Annotated in this window: 28 protein-coding genes, 1 pseudogene and 2 riboswitches; of the genes and pseudogenes, 5 read left to right on the plus strand and 24 right to left on the minus strand. The window is 42.4% G+C overall.

Going from position 1 to position 24,363, the window contains the following annotated elements; all coding sequences use genetic code 11:
• Nucleotides 1–151: 151 nt before the first annotated feature.
• On the plus strand, nucleotides 152–400 hold the full coding sequence (locus tag AC0OMA_RS11630) for a ferredoxin (RefSeq protein ID WP_003225461.1): 249 nt from the start codon (nucleotides 152–154) through the stop codon (nucleotides 398–400).
• Between the two features lie 39 nt (nucleotides 401–439).
• Here the strand turns inward: AC0OMA_RS11630 and fmnP are convergent, their stop codons facing one another.
• Nucleotides 440–1,012, minus strand: a complete 573-nt coding sequence (fmnP, locus tag AC0OMA_RS11635) for a riboflavin transporter FmnP (protein ID WP_004399159.1) — start codon at nucleotides 1,010–1,012, stop codon at nucleotides 440–442.
• A 153-nt stretch (nucleotides 1,013–1,165) separates the two neighbouring features.
• A riboswitch (FMN riboswitch) is annotated at nucleotides 1,166–1,299 on the minus strand.
• Nucleotides 1,300–1,509: 210 nt separating this feature from the next.
• On the opposite strand from fmnP, the gene serA reads away from it, so the two are divergent.
• Nucleotides 1,510–3,087 (plus strand): phosphoglycerate dehydrogenase, encoded by a 1,578-nt coding sequence (serA, locus tag AC0OMA_RS11640; RefSeq protein ID WP_004398713.1) that lies wholly within the window; start codon nucleotides 1,510–1,512, stop codon nucleotides 3,085–3,087.
• 42 nt (nucleotides 3,088–3,129) lie between these two features.
• On the opposite strand, the gene aroD is transcribed toward serA, so the two are convergent.
• From aroD to scpA, 15 genes are all read right to left on the minus strand, one after another.
• Complete coding sequence (gene aroD / locus AC0OMA_RS11645; protein WP_047182820.1) at nucleotides 3,130–3,897, minus strand: type I 3-dehydroquinate dehydratase; 768 nt, start codon at nucleotides 3,895–3,897, stop codon at nucleotides 3,130–3,132.
• 111 nt (nucleotides 3,898–4,008) lie between these two features.
• Nucleotides 4,009–5,115 carry an anti-sigma-X factor RsiX gene (gene rsiX, locus AC0OMA_RS11650; protein ID WP_047182821.1) on the minus strand — a complete coding sequence of 369 codons (1,107 nt, stop codon included), beginning with the start codon at nucleotides 5,113–5,115 and terminating at the stop codon, nucleotides 4,009–4,011.
• Complete coding sequence (gene sigX, locus AC0OMA_RS11655) at nucleotides 5,051–5,635, minus strand: RNA polymerase sigma factor SigX (protein WP_003230521.1); 585 nt, start codon at nucleotides 5,633–5,635, stop codon at nucleotides 5,051–5,053. Before sigX ends, rsiX begins: the two co-directional genes overlap by 65 nt.
• Before the next feature lie 203 nt (nucleotides 5,636–5,838).
• Nucleotides 5,839–7,608: a sensor histidine kinase ResE gene (gene resE, locus AC0OMA_RS11660; RefSeq protein ID WP_327830737.1), complete on the minus strand. Its 1,770-nt coding sequence runs from the start codon at nucleotides 7,606–7,608 to the stop codon at nucleotides 5,839–5,841.
• Nucleotides 7,605–8,327 (minus strand): DNA-binding response regulator ResD, encoded by a 723-nt coding sequence (gene resD, locus AC0OMA_RS11665; RefSeq protein ID WP_003246107.1) that lies wholly within the window; start codon nucleotides 8,325–8,327, stop codon nucleotides 7,605–7,607. The genes resE and resD overlap by 4 nt, the downstream gene beginning before the upstream one ends.
• A gap of 80 nt (nucleotides 8,328–8,407) precedes the next feature.
• The gene (gene resC, locus AC0OMA_RS11670) at nucleotides 8,408–9,583 is read right to left on the minus strand and encodes a cytochrome c biogenesis protein ResC (protein WP_047182822.1); all 1,176 of its coding nucleotides are present in this window, start codon (nucleotides 9,581–9,583) and stop codon (nucleotides 8,408–8,410) included.
• Between the two features lie 19 nt (nucleotides 9,584–9,602).
• Nucleotides 9,603–11,231: a cytochrome c biogenesis protein ResB gene (gene resB, locus AC0OMA_RS11675; RefSeq protein ID WP_014477216.1), complete on the minus strand. Its 1,629-nt coding sequence runs from the start codon at nucleotides 11,229–11,231 to the stop codon at nucleotides 9,603–9,605.
• A complete protein-coding gene (gene resA, locus AC0OMA_RS11680) occupies nucleotides 11,228–11,767 on the minus strand; it encodes a thiol-disulfide oxidoreductase ResA (protein WP_003230513.1) in 540 nt (179 codons plus the stop codon). The genes resB and resA overlap by 4 nt, the downstream gene beginning before the upstream one ends.
• A 94-nt stretch (nucleotides 11,768–11,861) precedes the next feature.
• Nucleotides 11,862–12,596, minus strand: coding sequence for a 23S rRNA pseudouridine(2605) synthase RluB (rluB, locus tag AC0OMA_RS11685; protein ID WP_004398815.1), 735 nt, complete (start codon nucleotides 12,594–12,596; stop codon nucleotides 11,862–11,864).
• 91 nt (nucleotides 12,597–12,687) lie between these two features.
• Nucleotides 12,688–13,224 carry a spore maturation protein SpmB gene (gene spmB / locus AC0OMA_RS11690; protein ID WP_327844536.1) on the minus strand — a complete coding sequence of 179 codons (537 nt, stop codon included), beginning with the start codon at nucleotides 13,222–13,224 and terminating at the stop codon, nucleotides 12,688–12,690.
• Between the two features lie 4 nt (nucleotides 13,225–13,228).
• Nucleotides 13,229–13,819: a spore maturation protein SpmA gene (gene spmA / locus AC0OMA_RS11695; protein WP_004398980.1), complete on the minus strand. Its 591-nt coding sequence runs from the start codon at nucleotides 13,817–13,819 to the stop codon at nucleotides 13,229–13,231.
• A complete protein-coding gene (gene dacB / locus AC0OMA_RS11700; RefSeq protein WP_474222127.1) occupies nucleotides 13,807–14,955 on the minus strand; it encodes a D-alanyl-D-alanine carboxypeptidase DacB in 1,149 nt (382 codons plus the stop codon). Before dacB ends, spmA begins: the two co-directional genes overlap by 13 nt.
• A gap of 122 nt (nucleotides 14,956–15,077) precedes the next feature.
• Entirely contained in the window at nucleotides 15,078–15,617 is a 540-nt protein-coding gene (locus AC0OMA_RS11705; RefSeq protein ID WP_014477219.1) for a YpuI family protein, read from the minus strand.
• A 54-nt stretch (nucleotides 15,618–15,671) separates the two neighbouring features.
• Nucleotides 15,672–16,265, minus strand: coding sequence for an SMC-Scp complex subunit ScpB (gene scpB / locus AC0OMA_RS11710; RefSeq protein ID WP_003223904.1), 594 nt, complete (start codon nucleotides 16,263–16,265; stop codon nucleotides 15,672–15,674).
• Nucleotides 16,255–17,010 (minus strand): segregation/condensation protein A, encoded by a 756-nt coding sequence (scpA, locus tag AC0OMA_RS11715; protein WP_474222434.1) that lies wholly within the window; start codon nucleotides 17,008–17,010, stop codon nucleotides 16,255–16,257. Before scpA ends, scpB begins: the two co-directional genes overlap by 11 nt.
• Before the next feature lie 280 nt (nucleotides 17,011–17,290).
• On the opposite strand from scpA, the pseudogene AC0OMA_RS11720 reads away from it, so the two are divergent.
• A pseudogene (locus tag AC0OMA_RS11720) lies at nucleotides 17,291–17,816 on the plus strand (DUF309 domain-containing protein).
• A 13-nt stretch (nucleotides 17,817–17,829) separates the two neighbouring features.
• Here AC0OMA_RS11720 and ribT read toward each other — a convergent pair.
• The 7 genes from ribT to sipS form a co-directional block, all read right to left on the minus strand.
• Nucleotides 17,830–18,204, minus strand: coding sequence for a GNAT family N-acetyltransferase RibT (ribT, locus tag AC0OMA_RS11725; protein ID WP_003223910.1), 375 nt, complete (start codon nucleotides 18,202–18,204; stop codon nucleotides 17,830–17,832).
• A gap of 112 nt (nucleotides 18,205–18,316) precedes the next feature.
• Nucleotides 18,317–18,781, minus strand: coding sequence for a 6,7-dimethyl-8-ribityllumazine synthase (gene ribH / locus AC0OMA_RS11730; protein WP_003223915.1), 465 nt, complete (start codon nucleotides 18,779–18,781; stop codon nucleotides 18,317–18,319).
• 32 nt (nucleotides 18,782–18,813) lie between these two features.
• Nucleotides 18,814–20,010: a bifunctional 3,4-dihydroxy-2-butanone-4-phosphate synthase/GTP cyclohydrolase II gene (locus AC0OMA_RS11735; RefSeq protein ID WP_014480160.1), complete on the minus strand. Its 1,197-nt coding sequence runs from the start codon at nucleotides 20,008–20,010 to the stop codon at nucleotides 18,814–18,816.
• 14 nt (nucleotides 20,011–20,024) lie between these two features.
• The gene (gene ribE / locus AC0OMA_RS11740) at nucleotides 20,025–20,672 is read right to left on the minus strand and encodes a riboflavin synthase subunit alpha (RefSeq protein ID WP_015483397.1); all 648 of its coding nucleotides are present in this window, start codon (nucleotides 20,670–20,672) and stop codon (nucleotides 20,025–20,027) included.
• Nucleotides 20,673–20,682: 10 nt separating this feature from the next.
• Nucleotides 20,683–21,768: a bifunctional diaminohydroxyphosphoribosylaminopyrimidine deaminase/5-amino-6-(5-phosphoribosylamino)uracil reductase RibD gene (gene ribD, locus AC0OMA_RS11745; RefSeq protein WP_015384006.1), complete on the minus strand. Its 1,086-nt coding sequence runs from the start codon at nucleotides 21,766–21,768 to the stop codon at nucleotides 20,683–20,685.
• A 128-nt stretch (nucleotides 21,769–21,896) separates the two neighbouring features.
• Nucleotides 21,897–22,041, minus strand: a riboswitch (FMN riboswitch).
• 120 nt (nucleotides 22,042–22,161) lie between these two features.
• On the minus strand, nucleotides 22,162–22,506 hold the full coding sequence (locus tag AC0OMA_RS11750; RefSeq protein ID WP_003230488.1) for a hypothetical protein: 345 nt from the start codon (nucleotides 22,504–22,506) through the stop codon (nucleotides 22,162–22,164).
• Nucleotides 22,507–22,740: 234 nt separating this feature from the next.
• The gene (sipS, locus tag AC0OMA_RS11755; RefSeq protein WP_015483398.1) at nucleotides 22,741–23,295 is read right to left on the minus strand and encodes a signal peptidase I sipS; all 555 of its coding nucleotides are present in this window, start codon (nucleotides 23,293–23,295) and stop codon (nucleotides 22,741–22,743) included.
• Nucleotides 23,296–23,562: 267 nt separating this feature from the next.
• Between sipS and AC0OMA_RS11760 the strand changes: the two genes are divergently transcribed.
• Nucleotides 23,563–23,799: a hypothetical protein gene (locus AC0OMA_RS11760; RefSeq protein ID WP_069703885.1), complete on the plus strand. Its 237-nt coding sequence runs from the start codon at nucleotides 23,563–23,565 to the stop codon at nucleotides 23,797–23,799.
• Here AC0OMA_RS11760 and AC0OMA_RS11765 read toward each other — a convergent pair.
• Nucleotides 23,742–23,948 carry a zinc ribbon domain-containing protein gene (locus tag AC0OMA_RS11765; protein WP_015483399.1) on the minus strand — a complete coding sequence of 69 codons (207 nt, stop codon included), beginning with the start codon at nucleotides 23,946–23,948 and terminating at the stop codon, nucleotides 23,742–23,744. The two genes, AC0OMA_RS11760 and AC0OMA_RS11765, sit on opposite strands and share 58 nt — an antisense overlap.
• Nucleotides 23,949–24,117: 169 nt before the next feature.
• Here AC0OMA_RS11765 and AC0OMA_RS11770 point away from each other — a divergent pair, with 169 nt between their 5' ends.
• Nucleotides 24,118–24,330, plus strand: a complete 213-nt coding sequence (locus AC0OMA_RS11770; protein WP_003230479.1) for a spore germination protein — start codon at nucleotides 24,118–24,120, stop codon at nucleotides 24,328–24,330.
• Nucleotides 24,331–24,363 lie beyond the last annotated feature (33 nt).

Here is a 24,363-nt window from a genome sequence, read left to right on the forward strand (position 1 = left end):
AACCCCTTATGTGATAAGCATTCTCAATCATTTTTCTGTTGAAATGTGGCAGCAACATCATTACAATAAGTAAGAGGAATAGGTGTTAAATTGATTAAATATAAAGATTGATCCATTTGTTCCACCAAGAACAATCTGGGAGGTTTTATTCATGGCAAAGTACACAATCGTAGACAAAGATACATGTATTGCATGCGGCGCTTGCGGAGCTGCTGCACCAGACATTTACGATTACGATGATGAAGGCATCGCGTTCGTAACGCTTGATGAAAACAAAGGTGTTGTCGAAGTTCCTGAGGTACTGGAAGAAGATATGATTGACGCATTTGAAGGATGCCCTACTGATTCCATCAAAGTGGCGGATGAGCCATTTGAAGGCGACCCGCTTAAATTTGAATAGAAGTAACTAAAAAAAGCTCCCGAACGGGAGCTTTTTTATTTAATGGATATGTGCACTTCGCTGCTGCTCAATCCATGGCTTAAGCTTGATAAAAATTAGTGAGAATACAACCGTAATTACAATACCTTTTATCATGTTAAACGGCAGGATACCTGCGACGACTGCTGTTTTTAGCGCGCTGTCGGATAATGCCGGTGAATGTAAAAACCACGTGTATGCCGGAAGTATCAGAACATAATTTAAAATACTCATTAAAATGGTCATCGCTGCAGTTCCCAAAAGCAGGCTAACAGCCAAGCCCTTTGCTGAGTTGAGTTTTTTAAATAAGAAAGCAGTCGGCAATATAAAGAGTGTTCCTGCAATAAAATTCGCAACTTGCCCTACAGGAACTCCGGCCATGCTTCCCTGAATGATATACTGAAGAACATTTTTTATCGCTTCTACGGCAATACCCGCCAAAGGTCCGTAAATCAGAATGGCAATAATAGCGGGAACGTCGCTAAAATCGATTTTCAAATAATCCGGAAGACCCGGAAACGGGAAATTTAACAGCATCAAAACAAATGCAATGCTGCTCAGCATGCTGACCACAACTAATTTTTTTACTTTCACTTCATTCTCTCCTTTTCGATCACATCTTACTCGAAAACGGAAAGGTTCTTTTCCAGCCAATAAAAAAACCGCTTCATATATAAAAGCGGGGTTTCGAAAATTAGGCTAGGCAAAGAAACGTTTGAAAAATTCAATTTCAAAACGCTTATGAACCTCCATCTTCTCCCATCCAGACTGTACTGTCGGCTCCGGAATCTCACCGAATCCTGCTGTAAGACAGCTCGCGGGCTTAGAGCCATTGGCTCATCACCGCCGGTAGGGAATTTCACCCTGCCCCGAAGATTGATCATATGAAATTTAATTACATTATAAACGATAACTGGTTGGCTGTATAGAGAATTGCTTCAAATTATATATATATTACCTGCAAGCTGTCAGATCATTGATTTATTAGGCTTTACTTTTATCCTTTACTGCGTCAATACACGTTGACACTCTTTTGAGAATATGTTAAATTATCAGATATTTAGTTTGTCAATTTAGGAGGAAATCTAACGATGTTTCGAGTATTGGTCTCAGACAAAATGAGCAACGACGGTTTACAGCCACTTATTGAATCAGACTTTATTGAAATCGTTCAAAAAAACGTAGCAGATGCAGAAGATGAATTACATACTTTTGATGCTCTTTTGGTGCGAAGCGCGACAAAAGTAACAGAAGACCTTTTCAACAAAATGACTTCTTTAAAAATTGTCGGAAGGGCCGGTGTCGGTGTCGATAATATCGATATTGATGAAGCTACGAAACACGGGGTAATCGTGATCAATGCTCCGAACGGCAACACCATTTCGACAGCTGAGCATACATTTGCAATGATCTCTTCTTTAATGAGACACATTCCGCAGGCTAATATCTCAGTGAAATCCAGAGAGTGGAACCGCACAGCTTATGTCGGTTCAGAGCTTTATGGAAAAACGCTTGGTATTGTAGGATTAGGCCGAATCGGAAGTGAAATTGCACAGCGTGCGAGAGCGTTCGGTATGACTGTGCACGTTTTTGATCCTTTCTTAACGGAAGAAAGAGCGAAAAAAATCGGCGTAAACAGCCGTACATTTGAAGAAGTGCTTGAAAGTGCGGATATCATTACCGTTCACACGCCTTTAACAAAAGAAACAAAAGGCTTATTGAATAAAGAAACGATTGCAAAAACGAAAAAAGGCGTTCGCTTAATTAACTGTGCGCGAGGCGGAATTATCGATGAGGCAGCACTTCTCGAAGCTTTGGAAAACGGGCATGTTGCGGGAGCAGCTCTTGACGTTTTCGAAGTTGAACCGCCAGTTGACAACAAACTTGTTGATCACCCATTAGTCATTGCCACTCCTCACTTGGGAGCATCAACGAAAGAAGCACAGCTCAATGTCGCCGCCCAAGTGTCAGAAGAAGTTCTGCAGTTCGCAAAAGGCCTGCCTGTCATGTCAGCTATCAACCTGCCTGCCATGACAAAAGATGAATTTGCTAAAATTAAGCCTTACCATCAAATTGCAGGAAAAATTGGCAGCCTTGTATCACAGTGCATGAAAGAACCAGTACAGGATGTTGCCATTCAATATGAAGGCACAATTGCTAAACTTGAAACATCGTTCATTACAAAAGCCCTTCTGTCAGGCTTTTTAAAACCGCGCGTTGACTCTACTGTTAACGAGGTCAATGCCGGGGGTGTCGCAAAAGAACGCGGCATCAGCTTCAGTGAAAAAATTTCCTCTTCTGAATCTGGATACGATAACTGCATCAGCGTAAAAGTGACAGGAGACCGCAGCACCTTTACTGTAACGGCTACGTATATTCCTCATTTCGGAGAACGAATTGTCGAGATCAATGGATTTAATATTGATTTTTATCCGACAGGTCACTTGGTGTATATCCAGCATCAAGATACAACAGGTGTCATCGGCCGAGTAGGACGTATTCTCGGAGATAATGATATTAACATTGCAACCATGCAGGTTGGCCGTAAGGAAAAAGGCGGAGAAGCCATCATGATGCTTTCCTTTGACAGACATCTGGAAGATAAAATTGTGAAAGAACTAACAAATGTCCCTGATATTGTGTCTGTGAAGCTCATTGATCTGCCATAATCAAAAAAACTCAAGCTATATAGCTTGAGTTTTTTTATTGTTCTATCCCCGTGTGTTTTTATGCAAAATATCTAAGACACTCCTTAGCTCAGAAACAGGTATTTGACCTGGTGCGGACGCCTCTTCTCCAGCTCCAAAAGTACAAGCCGATCCAAAAACCTCACCGCTCAGCCTGCTGATGAGCCCTGTTGCAGCCATTGACATTGTAATAATGGGGCGGTCTGCATATTTTGTTTTCATTGTATACGTCGCATCAAGCAGTGTTAGGAGATCTCCAGTATCATTCGGCATGACAGCCATTTTTGGAATATGCGCGCCTAAGTCCTGCATTTTTCGAAGTCTGGAAAGAATCTCATCTTTTACAGGCGTTTTTTCAAAGTCGTGATTTGACATCACCACATAGACGTTGTTTTCTTCCGCCATCGATACTAACGCTTTTACATTTGCATCACCTGAAAATAATTCGATGTCTATCAGATCGATGTCTTTTGTTTGGATTGCCGATTCCAGCAAAGCAAGATAGGAGCTTTCGTCCATCTCCATGCTCCCGCCCTCTTTGTGGGTTCTGAATGTAAATAGAAATAGCTTGTCTTCTAAAGAATTACGAAGCTTAGAAATGAGCTTTGTGACCGCTTCTCTGTCATTCGCTTTTTCAAATACGTCGACTCTCCATTCAACAATGTCCGGATTCAGTAATTTTACTGCCTCTGCTTCATTCAGAATTTGTTTTTCCGTCTTTCCCATCAGCGGAACGATGATTTTCGGCATTCCTTCCCCGATGGAAACTCCTTTAATTGTTAACACGTTCACTCATCTCAAATCCTTTCAATCGTTACCTTGTTTTATTATACACGTACAACTTTTTTTTGAAAATTTCTATTATATGAATAGCAACTAAAAAAGAGCCTCAAAGGGCCCATTTTAGTTTAAGAAAATCGGATTTGGAGCAGCCGGTACCGGAATTGCATCTGATACGTCATATTTGCCAATTTTTTTCGTTCTGGTTTCCGTAAAGGTCACTTCTGTGAAGCCAAACTCTTTTGCGGTTAAAAGTAGTCCCTCAATCATTAAAATACCGGCAATAGAATCATCAACTTCTGAGTCCTTTGAAAAGCGGATATATAAGTGTTTCTGTTTCTTCGTTACAGATTGGACAGCACCCGCTTGAATAAGAGGTGTCGTATCTTCTTGGCTGCTCGATTCCATTTCCTTAATCGCTTCTTTTACTGTATCAAAAGAATTATTTGACGGAACGAGAAAGTCTTGTCCTTGTTTATTTTGGTACAAGTAGTAGGATCGTTTTGACTGTTTGGGAATCGAAATTTCCGTAAAAGTGCCATATGAGCCAATCCGAACCCCAGTCTCATTTTGATCCGATAAAAATTTGACTTTTTCATAAGGACTCCATTTTAAGGATTCTTTAAGCAATTTTTTTAACAGTGTATCATCTTTTACAGAAAATGCCGTAGCTGGCTGATGGACTCGTATACTTAATTCCTTCTGCTTTGGTTTTTCTTTTATTTCTACTTCATCTATGAAGGATGGAATTGTAATGGCATGATCCAAGATATCCAATTCACCACTTACAGTCAGCATGTCCTGGATCGTTTGGTATGCATTTGTTTTTTGAATGCTGACGGGTATGATTGCGGATGTATCGGCATCAGCAACTGCTACAGTGATGTAATTGTCTTGTTCCTTTTCAGGTACAACAAACGATGTATGATCCAGGGATGATGCAGCTTTTGGGCTGTCTTCTGTCTCAGTTTTTGTTACTGCGTTCTCTTGGGACGCTTCTTTTTGTTGAGGCTGTGCCTGATCAAAGAAATGAGGAGAAATAATGAAGGCGATATAAACCGCAATTGCAGCGGCACACGCGGGGCCAATCCACCTGACAGCGGGCTTATTTTTACGCTTTGCCATCGTCAGCCGCTTGTAAATATCCTGAGGCGAACGATGGTCTTTAACTGCCGGAAGTTGACTTAACAACTCCTTTATCTGTTCTTCGTTCCATTCTGACTTCATCATCCATTAGCTCCTCCCTCAAAAGCTCCATATGTTTCCGAAGTACTTTGAGCCCTCTGTGTTGGGTCGTTTTTACTTTGCTTTCCGAGAAGCGCAGAGCCTTGGCTGTTTCCTGTATTGAATATCCCTGAATAAACCGCAAGATAATCACAGCTCTTTGATCGATTGTACATTGATCAAGCGCAGCATAAATTTCCCGGACATTTTCATGTTGAACCGCAAGTTCGTCCGGCAGCAATTGCTGATCCCTGACATCCTGTGTATCCCAGTCAAATGTACCGAGTATACGCTGTCTGATTGTTTGCTGTTTACGGAACCAGTCTATCGCAACATGGCGTGCGATAGACAAAAGCCATGTTTTTTCACTGCTTCTTCCTTCAAACGTATGATAAGAATTTAATACCCGGATATAAACCTCTTGAAGAAGGTCTTCTGTCTGGTTTTTATCCTTTACCATATAAAATAAAAATTGGTACAAATCTTGATGATATGTATCATATAATAATTGAAAGGTTTCTTCCATTTGAAACCCCTCCGTTCACTTTTTTGTCGTATGAATAGCTTGAAAAGTTACATTACAACTATATTACGAGTAACTGGAATTTGGAAGGGAATTTATATTAACATATCCTTAAATTTTATTAATGTTGGCTATTAAAAAAACACCCGCTCAGTCAGCGGGTGTTTCTTATGGAACAAGATTCTTCGGCAAATTCAGACTCGATTTTACCGTTTTGTCGGAATATAAAAAGTAAATGTTGTTCCTTTATCTATTCGGCTGTGCACAGTGATTGATCCGTTGTGGGCTTCCACGATATTTTTAACGATAGCCAGCCCTAACCCGGTTCCTGATCTGCCCCTTGTCCGCGCTTTATCTGCCTTATAAAACCGCTCAAAGATAAATGGCAGATCTTCTTCCGGTATACCAGACCCGGAGTCTTTGATATCAATTTTCAATCCATCCTTCACAGAATGGACTGAAATGGAAACACTGCCACCGGCTGAAGTATGCCGCAGCGCGTTATCAATCAAATTGGTAAATACCTGCTCCATCTTGTCTTCATCAAACATAAATTCCTCTTCTGTGAGAGAAATGTCATTTTGTAAAGCAATATTTTTTTCTTTCGCAACACCGGAAAACTTCCGAATGATCTTTTCTAAAAACTCATTCACATTGATTTTTTCATAATGTAAGCCTGTATGGCCTGATTCCATTCGGGCTAAATCAAGCAAATCATTAACTAAGCGGCCCATTCGGAGTGATTCATCATAAATGATTTGGGCAATTTCTTTCCGGTCTTCTTCAGAGCTTGCAATGTCATCGACAATTGCTTCACTGTATCCCTGAAGCATGGAGATCGGTGTTCTCAGCTCATGACTGACATTTGCGATAAAGTCCTCCCGCAGCTTATCAAGGCGGCGTTCTTCTGTCATGTCACGCAGTACGGCAACCGCTCCTCTGACGTGCGATTCCGCATAAAGCGGCGACATCAAAAGCACCCATGATCTGCCTTGAAGCGTCATCTCAATCATTTGTTCTTTTTCAGTGCTGACAGCGTTTTGAAACAGCTCTTTTGCTTCAGGCGGAAGGTTGTCGCCTTCTTTGATATTCATGTTCTGTTCATAATACCAAGCCTGAAGAAAACGTTCAGCTGGCGGATTGGTCACAAGAATCGTACCGTCAATATTAATGGTAATAACCCCGTCAGCCATACTGCTCAAAATGTTAGAAAGCTGCTCTTTTTCTTGATTGAGCGCATTGATATGAAAGTTAAGCTGCCGGCCCATTTGATTAAAAGCGGTCGCCAGTTCACCGATTTCATCCTGAGTTAAAATCGGAATTTTTGTATCGAACTTGCCCTTCGCCAAATCCTGCGCGCCTTCTCTCATTTTGCGGAGAGGGTACGTGACCCTGCTTGATAAAAAGAATGCGAAAAATGTGGTCAGCACAATTGCAATCCCAGCGGCAAGAAAAATATAGCGGGTCGTATGTTTTGTTGTATCTTTAACGGCAAGCAAAGACTGGGATAAAAAGACCATGCCTTTCTTTCCGTCTTTTTCATACGGGACACCTACAATCAGGCGTTCATTATCCGTGTCTGTATCGCTCAGTCCCGTCCGTTTGCTTACTTTTTTATGGTCTTGGAGAGCTTTATTTAAGTCTTTGTCATGCTGTATTTGCTCAACCGTAATAGACGACAGGCGATTTTTATCATTCGGGGAATACCAGTGGTTCTTCTCATCCTGAATGATGGCAATGCTTGTTAAGTTATCAGCGAGCTCCCAAGTGATTGACCTTGCCAGTGCCTGGTCCTCGTGATTTTCTAGGATGACAGCAACTTTATTCGCAAGCTGTGTTAAATCATTCTCGGCTTCTTCCACATGGTAGTTTTCAATAAACTCCAGCAAAAGAACCGTTAAAATGAACAATACGATCAAGACGAGTGAAAGGATCGTAAACCACAGCTTACCTACTACGCTTTTCCAAAATTTCATTCAGCGCCGACCTCAAATTTATAACCTACACCCCATACGGTGACAATTTTTTTCGCAGCTTCCGGAGATACCTTGTTCAGCTTCTCTCTCAAGCGTTTGACGTGAGTGTCCACTGTCCGTAAATCACCAAAAAACTCATATTGCCACACTTCTTTCAGAAGCTTTTCCCGATCATACACCTTGTCAGGCGTTTTCGCTAAGAAATATAGAAGCTCATACTCTTTTGGCGTCAGGCTCACTTCTGTTCCATCAGCTGTTACGCGGTGAGCATCATGGTCTATGGACAGATGTGAAAACACGAGCACATTTTTCGTCGGTGTATTGGCATTGAAATAAGAGGTTTGGGATGCTCTTCTCAAAAGGGCCTTTACACGCAGCACGACTTCTCTCGGGCTGAACGGCTTAACAATATAATCATCTGTTCCCGCTTCAAACCCCTGCACCCGGTTTGCTTCTTCTCCTTTTGCGGTCAGCATGATAATGGGTGTCGCTTTTTTTTCGCGAATTTGCCGGCACACTTCAATTCCATCAGTCCCCGGCATCATCAGATCAAGCAAAATTAAGTCATAATTGGCTTCTAGCCCTTTGGCAATGGCTTCATCACCATTTTCAGCTTCATCTATAGCATAATTTTCACGTTCAAGATACATTCTTAAAAGGCGGCGAATTCTGGCTTCGTCATCAACTACTAATATTTTTGTTTCGTTCGTTTGGTCCATGTTTTCCCCCTGCTTTCCTTCTGTTACTTTCATTTTATCAAATCGTGAGAAAGTTTGAGAACTGTGTCGCTTTCAAAGGACTATGCATAAGAATGAAGTCCGGCAAGCACAAGATTTACGAATATTAAATTAAACATAATAATAGCAAAACCGATTACGGCCAGCCATGCTGACTTCTCACCGTGCCAGCCTCTTGACAGTCTTAAATGCAAATAAGCGGCATAGAACAAAAATGTGATCAGCGCCCATACTTCCTTAGGGTCCCAGCCCCAAAATCTGGTCCACGCCAGCTGAGCCCAAATCATTGCAAAGATCAGCGCGCCGAGTGTAAAGATCGGAAATCCGATTGATACGGCCCTGTACCCAACCTCATCCACCAGATCAAGATTGACGTTTTTCACCAGCGGATGTAATAGAGCGCTGATTCTTTTTCTGATGATCAGACGGAGAGCCCCATACAACACAAGACCTGCTCCAAATGACCAAATGACAGTGTTCACTTTTCTGCCTGAGAAAAGCGCGGGAAGATCAACAAGCGGTTCCATTCTTCCTTCGGTCAAAAGCTCTCCCTGATGTGGACCGACAAGCGCGGGCATTTCGTACACCATCACGCTTTTTTCTTTACTTTTGTCCACCCAGTTAAACTCCGCTTCATAGCCTGCAAGACGAAATGCTGATGTGATTGCAATAAAGGCGACGGTTGTGACCAGGATAAACATAATCGCTTCAAGCCAGAAGGTCTTTTTGCTTGGCTTTGTCTGGTCTACATGCTTCAAAAGAAAGATGACACCAGCGACAAAGCTGATGGCAAGTATAGCTTGCCCAAGCGCGGCCGTTGTTACATGAATATACAGCCAGTTGCTTTGGAGCGAAGGAATTAAAGGCGAGATATCTGTCGGAAACATGCTGGCGTAGGCAATCAGCAATAAAGCAATTGACAGCGTAAACAGGCCTAATGAAGGCAATCTATAGAGAAAATAAAGAATGATAAACGCCAAAACAAGCATCATACCAAAAGCGGTGGTGAATTCAAACATATTGCTGACCGGCGCATGGCCGCTGGCAGCCCACCTTGTGATGAAATATCCAAGGTGGCAGAAAAAACCGACAATAGAAAGGGTGATTCCAATGGTGGCCCATCTGTTTGGCCTGCCCTTTTTATCTTTATTCCCGCGTATGGCCCCGCCGAAAATCGGGACAGCGATTAAATACACAAGAAAGGCCGCATAAAGAAAATTTCCGCTCAGCTCTGCCATGACATCACTCCCTTTTCGCCTATTTCTGTGTTTTGATTAATTCTTTTTGGTCCGCCGGTTCAGTCAGTCCGGAATCAGCCAATATAAATGCTAAATCCTTCTTCAGGCCAAACCAGTTTTTATTGGTATGCCCCGCTACCATAACTGCGCCGTCCTGTGAGTGCAGCCAAATTCTTCGATGCTGCCAGTACATACCTTGAATGACACCGATCATAAAAATGGCTCCGCCGACAGCAAGCACCCAGAGTGTCAGATCCTTTCTGACTGTAAGTCCAGTAATGTTTTTCGTTTCGACATGGTCAAATTTCAGCTTGTATTTATTATTGCCTGATCCTTCGATGGTTTCTTGGATGGCGACAAAGCTCTTTTCGCCTTTCGGTTTGTCCGGCGTTATGATATTAAAGACAAAAGCCGGATTGTTAGGGATCTTTGTTTTTGTGCTCGGCTCTCCGTCCTGATTAAAATAGAAGTCTGGCAGGTAGCTGGCGATTTCCACCTTGTAACCGTTGCCAAGATCATAGACCGAATCTGGATCCAGAAGGTTGATCTTCAGGCTCCCAAAGGATTTTTTTGTTTTTTTATCAATCAGCTGGAACACCATTTGGTCAAGCTGATTCTCTTTGTAATCCACTTGGTAAACGGAAAAAGAATCAAAACGCAGCGGCTGATTGACACGGATGTCTTCTTCTGTTACTTTTTTCAGCTTCGGCTTCTCGCCATAAACAATTTTTCCTTCTCTCTTGTAGAGTACGGCATCGGTTTGAAAGTTCTTTGCCACTCTACCGTCCCCGACTCTGTCAATGGCATCTGCAAATACCTTTTTTTCCGTTTTGCTGTTATAGGTCTCTACGCTGAATTGATTGTTTTTCAAATAATATTTTCCGTCTGTACCCGGAATTGCTGCGGTTTCGCCTTCTCTGACCCAAAGCGTCTCATCGACGTACATGCCAGGCACAAATCTCAGCATCGCACCAATCAGAAAGATGATCAATCCAATATGGTTGACATACGGGCCCCAGCGGGAAAAGCGTCCTTTTTCAGCAAGAATGCTTCCCTCTTTTTCTCTGATTCTATAATGTTTTTTCTTTAATAGAGCAACTATCTTTTCTTTCGATTCCCCGTTCAGTACAGTAACCGTTTCACTGAACAAGCGCTGCCTTCTTAAAAAAGCCGGGCTCCTTCTGACGCCTTGGTTTTTTAACGCTCTGTACAACGGAATGACCCGATCAAGGCTGCAAATCACGAGTGAAATGCCGATCGAGGCAATGAGCAGCAAATACCACCAAGAACCATATAAATGATGAAACCCGAGCAAATAATAAAGCTGGCCGAACGTGCCGTACTGCTCCTTGTAATAAGTATCAGCCTGTGCGCCCGGAGGCAGATAGGCTTCCTGGGGAAAAATGGTGCCGAACGCTGATGCGGCAAGGGTTATGACGATAAGCCATATTCCCACCTTAACCGAGGAAAAGAAATTCCAAATTTTGTCGATGATCGTTTTGTTATAGGTTTGCGAACGTCTTGCGCTTCCGTCATATCTCATATCAGCGAGCGGAGGTTGAGTTTCCTGAAGAGCTCTTCCGCACGATTCGCATAAAACGGTTCCAACCGGGTTTATATGTCCGCATTCACATTTGACTTGCTTCATCCCGAAGTCTCTCCGGGTTTTATGAGATTCATATAATCGTGTATCATGCTTTCTGTCATAGTGCCGGTCACCACCTTGACAACTTTTCCTTCCGGATTGATCAAAAAGGTTGTCGGAAGCGGAGATACGTCATAGGCATCAAGCACTTGGCGATCTGTATCCAGAACAACCGGGAAATTGACTCCGTAGGATTTCATAAAATTATGTACTGCTATCTTTGACTCCCCAACATTTACAGCGACAATTTCAACACCTTGGCTTTTAAAATGCTTATATTGGTTTGCCATATAAGGAAATTCTTTTTTGCACGGTTCACACCATGTACCCCAGAAATTCAAAAAAACACCTTTCCCTTTTAAGTCACTGAGCTCGATACGTTTCCCATTCGTATCCTCAAGGACAAAATTCGGTGCGTCGGACCCTTCGGATATACTCTCTTTGCCGGCAAATACAGCGTTGTAAATGGTATAGCCGAGTGCGCAGATTAAAACGAGAAGGATGCCGGTCCGAATGAATAAACGCCTTTTTTTCTTCATTGTCCACTGCCCCCTTCCCCCTATTGCAGATCCATTCAATTATATCATTGCACGTTCATTTCACATTTCTTACTTTTTGAAGGTTATGTGAAATTTAGAAAGCGTTTTTACCGTGATCCGCCAGTGCTCTGAGCCTTTTTACTTCGTGAGGCGTAAGCTCTCTGGCATCGCCCGTGTGCAGGCCTCGCAGGTTTAAAAACGCGTATTCCTCACGCTTCAGCTTGATTACCTCATGTCCGATCGCTTCAAACATGCGGCGCACCTGTCTGTTGCGTCCCTCATGGATCGTCAGCTGAATAATGCTTGTCTGCTTTTTCTTATCCAAAGACAGCAGCTTCGCTTTAGCAGGCGCTGTTTTGCCTTCTTCCAGCCTAATTCCGCGCTCCAGCTTTCTGAGCAGCTCTTTAGGCGGGATTCCTTTCACCTTCGCCACGTATGTTTTGTCTATTTCATACTTAGGGTGCATCAGCTTATTGGCGAATTCGCCATCATTGGTTAAAAGCAAAAGACCACTCGTATCATAGTCCAGACGCCCAATCGGATATATGCGCTGCGGAATATTTTTAAAAAAGTCCGTCACCACTTTGCGTCCTTTATCATCTTGCGCTGCGGAAATAACGCCTCTTGGTTTATATAAGAGAAAGTAAACCGGCTCTTCGCGTTCAACCTTTAACCCGTTTACCTCAATCTGATCAGAACCGGTGACTTTAACACCTAGCTCTGTTACTACTTTGCCATTCACCTTTACTTTTCCTTCTTTAATCAGCTCTTCTGCCTTTCTGCGCGACGCAACTCCGGCATGAGCAATCACTTTTTGCAGTCTTTCCATGTCTTTCACCTCAAGTATTATCTTACTTTTTTCAACCTTAACAAACAAGCTTTTTCAAATTCCTATGCCAAATCTAAAAAAAACGCCGTTTTCAGGCGCTCCCAAATAATAACGTAACGATGATGATAGATGCAACTACGCCGATTAAATCTGCAAGAAGTCCCACCTTTAATGCATCACCCATTTTTTTAATGCCGACTGCTCCGAAATACACAGTCAGTACGTAAAGCGTTGTATCTGTAGATCCCTGCATGACGGAAGCCAGCCTGCCGATAAAGGAATCGGGCCCGTATACTGCAATTAAATCGGTCGTCATTCCGAGTGCGGCCGTACCGGAGATCGGGCGGATCAGAGCAAGCGGCACTACTTCAGCAGGGATGCCGATAGCGGAGAAAGCCGGTTTTAAAAGATCCATTATAAAATCAAGCGCGCCTGATGATCTGAAAACAGTTATAGCGACAAGCATTCCGACTAAATAGGGGATAATGGAAAAGGCGATTTCTATCCCCTCTTTTCCGCCTTCGACAAACGATTCATATGTCGGAACCCTTTTGATCGTTCCATAAAGAAGAATTCCGGCAATAATGATTGGAATCATGGCTAAAGACAGCCAGTTGATGATTTCCATCCGCTCACCTTCCCTTCTTTTTGCGGCGGTAATAAAAATACCGATCAATGATAATGGCACCGATTCCGGAAATAAGCGTTGCCAAAATGCTTGGCCCGACGATATCTGTCGGCGTTTTGGAGGAATAAGCCATTCGGACAGCGATCACCGTTGTCGGGATGAGTGTGATGCAGGACGTATTAACAGCTAAAAAAGTAATCATCGACCGGCTTGCTTCCGATCGGTTTCCGTTCAGCTTTTTCATTTGTTCCATTGCTTTAATGCCAAGCGGAGTTGCTGCATTTCCGAGGCCGAAGAAATTCGCCATAAGATTAGATAAAATATAGCCCATCGCCGGGTGATCCGGCGGTATATCAGGAAACAGTTTAGATATAAAAGGCCTGCACATCCGGCTGAAAATATCCAAAAGCCCTGACTGCTCGGCGATTTTCATTAAGCCAAGCCAGAAAACAAGCACGCTCATCAATCCAAATGAGATCGTAATCGCTTCTTTCGCACCCTTAAACACGGCTTCATTTACATCTTGCAGAGTTCCGTTGCACATCGCAAAAACGAGTCCGATCACGGTTAAACTGACCCAAATTATATTGACCATTTTGCTCCGCCTGCCGCATTCAGAAAGATTGATTTAAACGTTTCAAAAAATTGTTTCTTCGGTTTTTGATGCCGCTCATTTTCATAATAGATCGGCACTTTTGCGATGGTTGCATCGTTGAACATGATCTCCATGTGCCCTACGATGTCAGGGATTTTCGAGGCATCTTTTTCCCATGCTTTTTTCGGCTTGAGCAGTGTGGTATTAATTTTCACATCTTCTTTTTCCTCTTCGGTCAGCAAATAGGTGATATCACGTTTGATAAAAGCCTTCGATTCATAAAATGTGCCTTTCAGCTTTGGAATATCCCCTTTTTTTGCAACTAAATAGGTTTGATAATGCTCAAACACATAGTTAAACATCTTCATATGGTCATCCCAATCATTAGGGTCATTAATGGTGACGGCTATCAGGTCAATGCCGTCCTTTGAAGCCGTAGAGACCAGTGTCCGTTTTGCAAGTTTTGTATAGCCTGTTTTTCCTCCTGTGCTGTACGGATAAAGCATGGTCAGCAGTTTATTTTTGTTTTTCCATACGCTTTCCATCGTTTCCGCTTTGTATATTTTTGTGCCTGAAATCTTTTGATAGTCTTTCAGCTTCATAGCATACTTAGTTAAAATGGCCATGTCATAGGCTGTTGAATAATGATTTTCATGGTCGTCCAATCCGTGCGGGTTTTGAAAACAGGTGTTTTTCATACCAAGCTGCTCGGCTTTTTGATTCATCATATAAACAAACCCATCGAGGCTCCCACCGACATGCTCAGCAATCGCGACAGCGGCGTCGTTTCCTGATCTTAGCATCAGGCCATACACAAGATCTTTTAGCTTCACTTTTTGACCTTCTGTTAAATAAATGGCGGAGCCTTCTGTTCTGACAGCATTTGCCGAAACCGTCACCGTTTGATCCATTTTGCCGGATTCGATGGCGAGGACGGCGGTCATAATTTTTGTGATGCTCGCGATCCGCCTTTTTTGATGCTCATCCTTGGCATATAACACTCTGCCTGACGCACCGTCAATAATGATCGCGCTTTTTGCACTGACATCTATAGCAGCATGTGCTGTATTCACATTTACGGTTGCAATAAGAAAAGAAATCATGATCACGAATACTGCTTTTTTGAAAATGCGCATGTTTGCTCACGTCCTTGTGGTGGTTTGTACAAGTTTATGCGCATGTCCATCAGTTATGAATAACAATTATATTTCTGGAAGCAAACATAAAAAAACTCTCCCTGAAAAAGGGAGAGTAAACGTTATCTGATTGGCGCCATGCTTGATCCGGACGCTTCGTAATGAGCCAGCTCTTCCCTCATTTTCAGAAAGGCAGCGCTCAACGGCAATAATAATTGCTCAAGCGACGCAGGAACAGCATGATAAAACTCAATTGCGCTGACCCCTGTATAAGACGCCCGGCTATTTTCACACCACGTGTCTTTTTTCGGCATAAAGAACTCTTCAATGCATTGGTGATACACATTATAAAGTGTTTTTTCCGCTCTGGCTTCCTGAAAAGGCTCCTGCATCAGGAGACGGCGGCACGCTTCTGCGCCTCCTTCACAAAATACTGCCATTCTTCTCAGAGTGCTCAGCACATCACAGCAGTATCCTTTTTCAATAGGCAATTCAGCCTGTAAGGACTCAAGCGTCGTTTGATTTAGGTAATCGTTCACGGTATTGACAACCATTGATAAGAATTCGCCTGTTTTTTGAGTCTGCGCTCGCACAATCGAATGTCCCATTTCGTTTGGTATCTTCCCCTCATGTCTTTGTCTCTCACATTTTGCTTCTTTCATGATAGCTTCTTCCTTATATCTTATGATGATGAAAAAGCGCGATTCATTAAACTTCTATTTTATATCTTCGAAGGTTTGGTTAAAGTTTTCAAAAAATAAATCTGCTTCTTCTTGAAGAACGTCTTCTTCCGCATTTTCAGGCAGCGGCGGAAGCTCGTCCAGCGTTTTCAGACCGAATTGTTCAAGAAAAGTCGGCGTAGTACCGTATAAAATGGCCCGCCCCGGACCATCGGCACGCCCTACTTCACACAATAGCGCCTTCGCGACAAGACTGTGTAAAATCCGCTCTGATTTTACTCCTCTGATTTCTTCAATTTCTGCTCTCGTAATTGGCTGTTTGTATGAAACAATGGCCAGTACTTCTAAAGATGCTTGAGAAAGGCCCTTTGACGGCACTTCAATCAGTTTTTTCAAGTAAGGCGCAAAGTCTTTTTTGGTAGAGAGCATGTACGTATCTGCATACTCAATAAGTTCAATCCCTCGTGTATCTCCGCGGTATTCGTCCGCCACATCCGCCATGATCGTGTTCAGTTCAGGCTCTTCGATTTCAAGCACTGTTAACAGCTGCTTTTTTGTAAGCCCTTCATCGCCTGCCGCATAAAGAAGGGCTTCCACAATAGCTTTCCAATTCACGATATCAAGCCCCATGAATGGATTCACTCCCCGTAATGTAAATATCTGAAAAATTGTGCTCCTGTTCAATGAGGACCAGCTGATTTTTCATCAGCTCGAGAACAGCTAGAAAGGTCACTACTAAATGTTCTTTTTGCTCATATGGAAACAGATCCATAAAGTTGATTCTCGTTCCTCTAGATTTCAAGCTGTGCACGATTTCGTTCATTCTGGCTTCGATTGGTATGTCCTGTCTTGTAATTGTTGTTTCCATCGGCCTGTTAATTTTTTTGCGTTTCAGCACTTTTTGAAAAGCTCCGATCATATCATAGACCGTGACAGAGAGCTTTTGCTTAGACTGTTTTACTTCTTTTGCATATTCACTCAAATCACTCGGCGGTTTCGTGAACGATTTTTGTCTTTCTTCTTCCCGTTCTTTTAAATCCTTCGCCGCATCTTTATATTTTCGATACTCAATCAGCTTTTCAATCAGTTCCTCCCGCGGATCTTCTTCTTCAAGTAATTCATCTTCAAAAAGCTCCTCCTCTTGCTTCGGGAGCAGCATTCTGCTTTTAATGCTGAGCAGCGTGGCAGCCATAACCAAATACTCGCTGGCAATATCGAGCTCAAGCACACGCATCGTATGTACATATAATAAATATTGTTCAGTGATCTTCGCCACAGGTATATCATATATGTCAATTTCAAGACGATTGATTAAATGAAGCAGCAGGTCCAATGGGCCCTCAAACGTATCAATTTTCACTTGATATTCTTCCATCATCTCACCATTTTCAAGTATCACTCTCATTGCCGGAAAAACTGGCTACCCTATAGTATAAGCCACCAAAAAGCTCTCGTCCAATACTATTTCATTTCCTGTTTTGAACAAGTTGGTACAGAATATTCAAAACACGAGAGGTGTTTGCTCGGAGCGCAGAAGCGGGAGAAAAAGCCTTAGCTTCTGGTTTTCCTTTCTAAGAAGCAATAGAGGCCGTGCGTTCTTTTTTCCTTTTATCCCTTCTATGGTACACTAAAAGCACATTAAAGGAGGAAACACCTTGTATCCGAAAGCTTATATAGATTATCTCGTTGAGTTTCACGCGACACGAGATTATTTTGAATGCCATGAAATATTAGAAGAATTTTGGAAGGAAGATCCGCCAAAGAAACGAAAACGCTATTGGGTGGGCTTTATTCAGCTTGCAGTTGCTTTATATCATCACAGAAGACAGAATACAGCTGGGGCAAAAAGACTGATGGCGAACAGCATCCGGATTCTTCAAGCAGAACACCGGGCAGTCGAAGACTTAGGGCTCGATCATGGCCGTTTGCTCGAACTTATGCAATCGGTTTACGAACAAATCGAAACGGGCTCTGCCTATAAAAGCATTATGCTGCCAATCAAAGATGAGAAACTGGAGGAAGCATGCAGGATCGAATGCAGGAAAAAAAAAGTATACATGGGGGCAGCCCAGTGCACTCAGCAACATATTTCTTATCGACAAACACCGTTTACGGGATCGGACTGACGTCATCCGTGAACGTGAAAAAGAAATAGAACGCAGAAAAAAAAGCAGAGACTGATCACAGCCTCTGCTTAATTATTGTATGAAATGTCTTGATCCTGCTGACCTTGACAACGTTCGAAAAAGCTCTGCGTTAATTCATTTGGAACCAGTACTTGCGTTTTGAATAAATGCTTTAAAGCATCCATCATCTGTTTTCCGATTCCTTGATGGCGATGAGAAGGATTCACACTGATATGCCGGATCTCAACCTCAGAATCCTTTTTTTCGACTCCGATTGCTCCGACGATATCCTCGTCCTCTTTCCAAAGAAAGAGCTGGCGGTCTGTATCCGTTTCGTAGTCCTTAATTGTCTGCTGAAGCTGCTTAAGGTCTTTTTCATTCGGCATAAACGAAAGAAGCCCCATCGCAATCTTTTCAAACGATTTTTTATAACGAATTAACATAAAAACCCCTCTATATCCAAAATGTCCAGTCTGCTATTAACGGATACGAATAGGTGATCCGTTTTCTCACATTATATCATTTTCGCCATATTTTTAAACTGTTTTCAGCAAATTATTCAAATGAGCGGTTTAAATTTGCCATTTCAATGGCAGAAACAGCACAATCTACACCTTTGTTGCCCGCTTTTGTGCCGGCACGCTCGATAGCCTGTTCGATGTTTTCAGTTGTTACAATTCCAAAGATGACAGGTACACCAGTAGTATTTGCTGCTTGCGCGATGCCTTTTGCAGCTTCATTGCAGACATAATCGTAATGTGTCGTCGCGCCTCTGATGACAGTGCCCAATGTGATAATAGCATCATATTTTTTTGTTTCCGCCATTTTTTTCGCAGCAAACGGTATTTCAAATGCGCCTGGAACCCAAGCCACATCAATATCATTTGTGTCTACGCCATGTCTGAGCAGCGCATCTTCTGCTCCGCTCAGCAGCTTGCTCGTAATAAAATCATTAAATCTTCCTACTACAATTCCGATTTTAAGACCTGTACCAACTAAATTTCCTTGTATGATATTCATATGATTCCCATCCTTTTTTGTGATATTTGTGATTAGAAATGAAGTAAATGACCTAGCTTGTTCATTTTGGTTTGCAAGTATTTTTTATTGTGTTCTTTCGCCTCCATTTGAAGCGGCACTCTTTCTGAAATACTGAGTCCGTAGCCTTCAAGGCCTGCGATTTTTCGCGGATTATTCGTCAAAAGCTTCATATTCCGGACACCGAGATCGCGTAAAATTTGTGCTCCGATGCCATAGTTGCGAAGATCCGGCAAGAATCCAAGCGCCTCATTGGCTTCTACGGTGTCATAACCTTGTTCCTGAAGCTTATAAGCTTTTAATTTATTGATTAAACCGATGCCTCGTCCTTCTTGGCGCAAGTAAAGGAGAACTCCACGGCCTTCTGCGGCAATTTGGTTCAGCGCGGCGTGCAGCTGCGGTCCGCAGTCACAGCGATGAGAGCCAAACACGTCACCTGTGAGACATTCTGAATGCACCCGGACCAATACCGGTTCTTCTCCGAACGGCACCTCTCCCATCACAAATGCGACATGCTCTTTTCCATCTACCTCATTTGTGTATCCATAAACCTTAAATGTCCCAAAATCAGTAGGCAGCGTAATGTCAACTTCACGCTCGACAAGTGTTGTCAGATTGTAACGGTATTGAATCAAATCCTTAATGGTGATCATTTTTAATTGATGCTTTTTCGCAATTTCAATGAGCTCAGGCACTCTCGCCATCGTTCCGTCTTCATTCATAATTTCACAAATGACGCCGGCTCCTGGAGATCCGCAGGCTTCAGCAAGATCAACAGCAGCTTCTGTATGGCCCGCTCTTTTCAGGACACCTCCTTTTTTCGCAATCAGCGGAAAAATGTGCCCCGGACGCTGAAAATCAGATGGCACGGATGTGCTGTCCAGCAATGCTTGAACGGTAAAAGATCTTTCTTGAGCGCTGATACCTGTTTTCGTTTCACGATGGTCTATGCTTACGGTAAATGCAGTGTGGTGAGAATCTGTATTATGCTCAACCATAGGGTGAAGATCAAGCCTGTCTGCGATTTCCTCACTGAGCGGCGTGCAGATCAGTCCTCTCCCATGTGTCGCCATAAAGTTAATGACTTCCGGCGTTGCATGCTCGGCAAGAGCCACAAAGTCTCCTTCATTTTCTCTGTCTTCATCATCTACAACGATGATGACTTCGCCTTTTTTTAAAGCGTCCAGTGCTTCTTCTATCGGATGAAACATGCAAATCTTCCTCTCTAAAAGCCGTTTTCGCTTAAGAAGGCTTTTGTTATGGTTTGTTGGGTCTTATTTTCATTGGCTTTATGCAAAAATCGATACATATATTTTCCGATCATATCGCATTCGATATTCACTTTAGAGCCGATCGTTTTTTCGGAAAAAATTGTTTCGCTGATGGTGTGCGGGATTAAAGAAATCGTCACAGTATCATCTGTCAGGCCGAATATGGTTAAGCTCACGCCATCCACAGTAATTGATCCCTTTAAAACCAATGTTTTTGTTAATGACGGGTCCATTTTTAAATCATAGTAAACTGCGTTGCTTTTCTCTTCAATTCGTGTGATTTCCGCAGTTCCGTCGACATGGCCTGAGACGAAATGGCCTCCGAAACGGCCGTTTGCCGCCATCGCTCTTTCCAGATTTACTTTGCTTCCTTTTGTTAAATCATTCAGAGACGTAGCTTTGACTGTTTCAGGCATAACATCCACTGTGAATTGATTTTTTGTAAAATCAGTGACAGTTAGACAAATGCCGTTCACTGCAATGCTGTCGCCAAGATGAACATCCTCTAAAATCTTTGAGCATTTAATTGTTAAGGCCATTGAATGCCCTGCTTTTTTCATGGATTCGATTGTGCCTGTTTCTTCGATAATTCCTGTAAACATGGTCACCATCCTATTCCTTTGTCGGTTTTGCCGTCAGTTTGATATCACGGCCGATTTGGGTTATATCAGTGAATTGTAATAAGGGGACATCTTTCATTGATTGAAAACCTTCACCGGAGATTAAGCTGGGAGCATGCGTTCCTCCGATTAGTTTAGGGGCAAAATAGAAGATGATTTCTTGAAAACAGCCTTCTTTGACAAAGCTTCCGTGAACAGCTGAACCGCCTTCCACATACACCGACATGATGCCTTCTTCCGCTAGGATCTTCAAAACATCGGGAATTTGAATGCGCTCGGTTTCAAGTGTAAATATGTTCACTCCGAAAGCTGAAAGCCGTTTTTTCTTTTCCTCGTCTGCGCGTGCCGTAGTAAAAATCCATGTCGGCGCTATTTGATCGCAAATCACTTTAGCGTCCTCAGGAATCGAGAGTACGGTATCAAGTATGACCCGAACCGGCTGTTTTGTTACATTCGGCAGTCTGCAGGTTAAGCTCGGATTGTCGGCTTTCACTGTGCCAACTCCGACTAAAATGCATTGATGTGTTTTCCTGTATTGCTGAGCATCCTGTCTTGCAGCCTCTGACGTGATCCATTTGCTGTCACCCGTGCTGGTAGCTATCTTGCCGTCAAGGCTGGCAGCCGCTTTTAGCGTGACGTACGGAAGGCCTGTCCTCATAAAGTGCAGAAATTTTTCATTCAGCCTCTCCGCCTGGTCTGCCAGGATGCCTTCCCTTACCTCAATGCCGGCTTCTTTCATCATGCTGATCCCTCTTCCAGCCACAAGCGGATTAGGATCTCTCATCGCCACGAACACTCTTTTGATGCCAGAGTTGATAATCAATTCTGCACATGGCGGTGTTTTTCCGTAATGGCTGCACGGTTCGAGTGTAACGTAAATGTCGGCACCCTCTGCATGTGCTCCAGCCATATGGATGGCATGAACTTCTGCATGAGCTTCACCATATTTTAAATGGGCGCCCATTCCGACAATTTGTCCGTCCTTTACGACAACAGCACCGACGAGCGGATTGGATTCGGTCTGTCCTTCGCCCTGCTTCGCAAGATCTAATGCCAGCTTCATATAATACTCTTCCATTTGGTTCCTCCCCTCTTTTGTTATTTACCGTCAAAAAAGCCCCGAATTTATAAAAAATTCGGGGCTTTAGGTATTTTACGCAATAGGAAATAACACTATGCATTTTTGAACCATTTGCATAGCGGTTCATCATCCTTCTCCCATCCAGACTTTCACTGTCGGCTTCAGCTTAAACTGAATCCACCGCGTGCTTATGCACACGGGTCACGGGCTCTAAAGCAAATGTGCTTTACTACCGCCGGTCGGGATTTCCACCCTGCCCCGAAGGATACAATCTTTATTCATTTGTCCTTATTGGCTATTATAGCGATCCTTTTTAAAGTACGCAATGAAATAAACTTACAATTTGAGAAAAACAAAACATCACCCTTCGATCCGAAAGGTGATGTTTTGTTAATCATTCACTTTTGCAACCTTGATTAATCCGTCGATCCGCTTTGATTTGCTGAAGTATGCCTTAATCTTGTCACCTTCTTTTATATCAGATAAATCCTGATTTAATTTTTTTCCGTTGAAGATGATTTTCGTTCCGTTTTCTGCTACTCCATGATACTCTGAGCCGTCAATTTTCGTCACTTTATATTCCTGGATGGTGTATTCCTCTTCTTCCGAGGACAAGGTTTGTCCAATTGCTGTCGGAACATCCTTCAGCTCAACATCATTTATGTACATATAACCGCCTGCAAGTAAAAGCAAAAGCACTAACAGAATGGTAATCTTGGTTTTTATTCTTCCCATTTCTAAACCTCCAGCCAATATGAATCTATTCATTCATATGAGTTATTCCTTTTTTTCATGAATAAAAAACCGTAAATTCTCGTAAATTATTAATATAACGATGCATAACGGGAATATGTTTCACATTTCTGCAAAAATTTCTTTTCTATAGATATACGAATTTATGTTCTGTTTTTAGGGGATGACCGTAAAAAAGATATAAAAAAAGCAGCCCCAATGGGAAACTGCTTGATCCTAATTTGTTTTGCGCATTTCGTTAAACGGGTAGAAAACAAACTTTGACGTACCCGCAATTTGTTTTTTCGTGAAGAGGCCAAGTCCGTTACGGCTGTCCATGGAATTCCGACGGTTGTCACCCATCACAAAATACTTGTTATCAGGCACTTTAACCGGACCGAAATCATCGGTCAAATGGTCAAAACCGTCCTGTTTCGCTCTCTTTTTATTAGCCGCCAAATAAGGTTCGTCCACCTTTTTCCCGTTGATATAGAGCTGGTCATTTTTCATCTCAACCGTATCGCCGGGAAGGCCAATAATACGTTTGACATAGTGAACATCATCTCCGTTTAACACGACGATGTCTCCTCTATCAAACTCGCCGATGTATTTGACTGTCATATTAACAAAGACCCTTTCACGGTTGTGAAGTGTAGGATACATAGAGTCACCATCAACGACATACGGCGCAAAAATAAAGTTGCGAATGAGCAAAGCAAGAACGACAGCAATCACAATTGCTTTTGCCCATTCTAATATTGTTTTTTTCTTCGAAACATTTTCTGATTTCAACTGATTTCCTCCAATAAACAACGGTCTTCAATTTATGTTATCACGAATCAAAAAAAAATCCCATTAGGACCATTGAAGTGATTTTACAAACTGTTAATCTTCATCTTCTTCCCACATCATGCCTATTTTTTTCTTGTCGATCATAACCAGGCCTGCAAATATTGAAGGAAATGAATCGCATAATTCAGAAGCGATGGACTCAGAAGAAAGAGAGTTCTCATATGCTAAATCTTTAGATCGTATATAAGGCATGAGGTTACGAACAGTTTGTTCATTTACTGCATTCCATTGATCTCCCAGTCCATGATACCCATGGCACTTGACAAAACAATTCACGTCATGAAGGTTACTGGAATGTTTGCGGCAACCTATTTCACAGGTGATAATCGCACCCCGTTTTTTGCTTTCATAATATGTTTAAAATCATTCAAGCTCGAAAACATGGATCAGCCTCCAAAAAATAAATCCAATATATTCCCGGCAGTTGAAGACTCTTTATTATAAAACTCTGAATATCTGCAGTTCTTACAGTAAACCACTAGAAATCGGTTATGCTGCACGTCAAACAGCTTTGATAATCCCGTACCGGTTGTGGCTATTTCTTTTTGTCCGGCTTCAGTACTGCCGCATTTTATACAGCCTTTGTTGTCCATATCGCGATCTCCTTTTCATTACATCACGTTTATTTGATTTATTTTACCACAAAATACCAACCCCAATGAACAGGCATCTCCTAAATATTTTTGCCATTAAGTTTACGCTAATCAACTCTAGCACTAATACATATAAAAAATAGAATGATATGAAAGGAGACTTGATAGTATGATTGATTATCCTATTAATATAAACAACGTTTCCGGGAACAGTGTAATTAACGTAGGCGGCGCTTTTATGATCAGGCCTTTAACTTTGTCCAAATCTGTGTTTGGCTCCGGAGGTTTAAACACAGGAATTGTCTTTGAAAATAACTTTGTAAGCAAGGCTAAAATGATTAATCATCAATTTACTGATCAAAACGTCACCAAAACTTTTTAATGTATTTATTTGGGGATTGAGAAATCTCCTTCC

The organism is Bacillus sp. AMCV2, assembly GCF_056033925.1.

Coding starts and splice junctions, on each gene's coding strand:
- AC0OMA_RS11630 (WP_003225461.1), top strand. CDS start 152: ATGGCAAAGTACACAATCGTAGACAAAGATACATGTATTGCATGCGGC.
- serA (WP_004398713.1), top strand. CDS start 1,510: ATGTTTCGAGTATTGGTCTCAGACAAAATGAGCAACGACGGTTTACAG.
- rsiX (WP_047182821.1), bottom strand. CDS start 5,115: ATGATGAAGTCAGAATGGAACGAAGAACAGATAAAGGAGTTGTTAAGT.
- sigX (WP_003230521.1), bottom strand. CDS start 5,635: ATGGAAGAAACCTTTCAATTATTATATGATACATATCATCAAGATTTG.
- resE (WP_327830737.1), bottom strand. CDS start 7,608: ATGAAATTTTGGAAAAGCGTAGTAGGTAAGCTGTGGTTTACGATCCTT.
- resD (WP_003246107.1), bottom strand. CDS start 8,327: ATGGACCAAACGAACGAAACAAAAATATTAGTAGTTGATGACGAAGCC.
- resC (WP_047182822.1), bottom strand. CDS start 9,583: ATGGCAGAGCTGAGCGGAAATTTTCTTTATGCGGCCTTTCTTGTGTAT.
- resB (WP_014477216.1), bottom strand. CDS start 11,231: ATGAAGCAAGTCAAATGTGAATGCGGACATATAAACCCGGTTGGAACC.
- resA (WP_003230513.1), bottom strand. CDS start 11,767: ATGAAGAAAAAAAGGCGTTTATTCATTCGGACCGGCATCCTTCTCGTT.
- rluB (WP_004398815.1), bottom strand. CDS start 12,596: ATGGAAAGACTGCAAAAAGTGATTGCTCATGCCGGAGTTGCGTCGCGC.
- spmB (WP_327844536.1), bottom strand. CDS start 13,224: ATGGAAATCATCAACTGGCTGTCTTTAGCCATGATTCCAATCATTATT.
- spmA (WP_004398980.1), bottom strand. CDS start 13,819: ATGGTCAATATAATTTGGGTCAGTTTAACCGTGATCGGACTCGTTTTT.
- dacB (WP_474222127.1), bottom strand. CDS start 14,955: ATGCGCATTTTCAAAAAAGCAGTATTCGTGATCATGATTTCTTTTCTT.
- AC0OMA_RS11705 (WP_014477219.1), bottom strand. CDS start 15,617: ATGAAAGAAGCAAAATGTGAGAGACAAAGACATGAGGGGAAGATACCA.
- scpB (WP_003223904.1), bottom strand. CDS start 16,265: ATGGGGCTTGATATCGTGAATTGGAAAGCTATTGTGGAAGCCCTTCTT.
- scpA (WP_474222434.1), bottom strand. CDS start 17,010: ATGGAAGAATATCAAGTGAAAATTGATACGTTTGAGGGCCCATTGGAC.
- ribT (WP_003223910.1), bottom strand. CDS start 18,204: ATGTTAATTCGTTATAAAAAATCGTTTGAAAAGATTGCGATGGGGCTT.
- ribH (WP_003223915.1), bottom strand. CDS start 18,781: ATGAATATCATACAAGGAAATTTAGTTGGTACAGGTCTTAAAATCGGA.
- AC0OMA_RS11735 (WP_014480160.1), bottom strand. CDS start 20,010: ATGTTTCATCCGATAGAAGAAGCACTGGACGCTTTAAAAAAAGGCGAA.
- ribE (WP_015483397.1), bottom strand. CDS start 20,672: ATGTTTACAGGAATTATCGAAGAAACAGGCACAATCGAATCCATGAAA.
- ribD (WP_015384006.1), bottom strand. CDS start 21,768: ATGGAAGAGTATTATATGAAGCTGGCATTAGATCTTGCGAAGCAGGGC.
- AC0OMA_RS11750 (WP_003230488.1), bottom strand. CDS start 22,506: ATGGGAAGAATAAAAACCAAGATTACCATTCTGTTAGTGCTTTTGCTT.
- AC0OMA_RS11765 (WP_015483399.1), bottom strand. CDS start 23,948: ATGGACAACAAAGGCTGTATAAAATGCGGCAGTACTGAAGCCGGACAA.
- AC0OMA_RS11770 (WP_003230479.1), top strand. CDS start 24,118: ATGATTGATTATCCTATTAATATAAACAACGTTTCCGGGAACAGTGTA.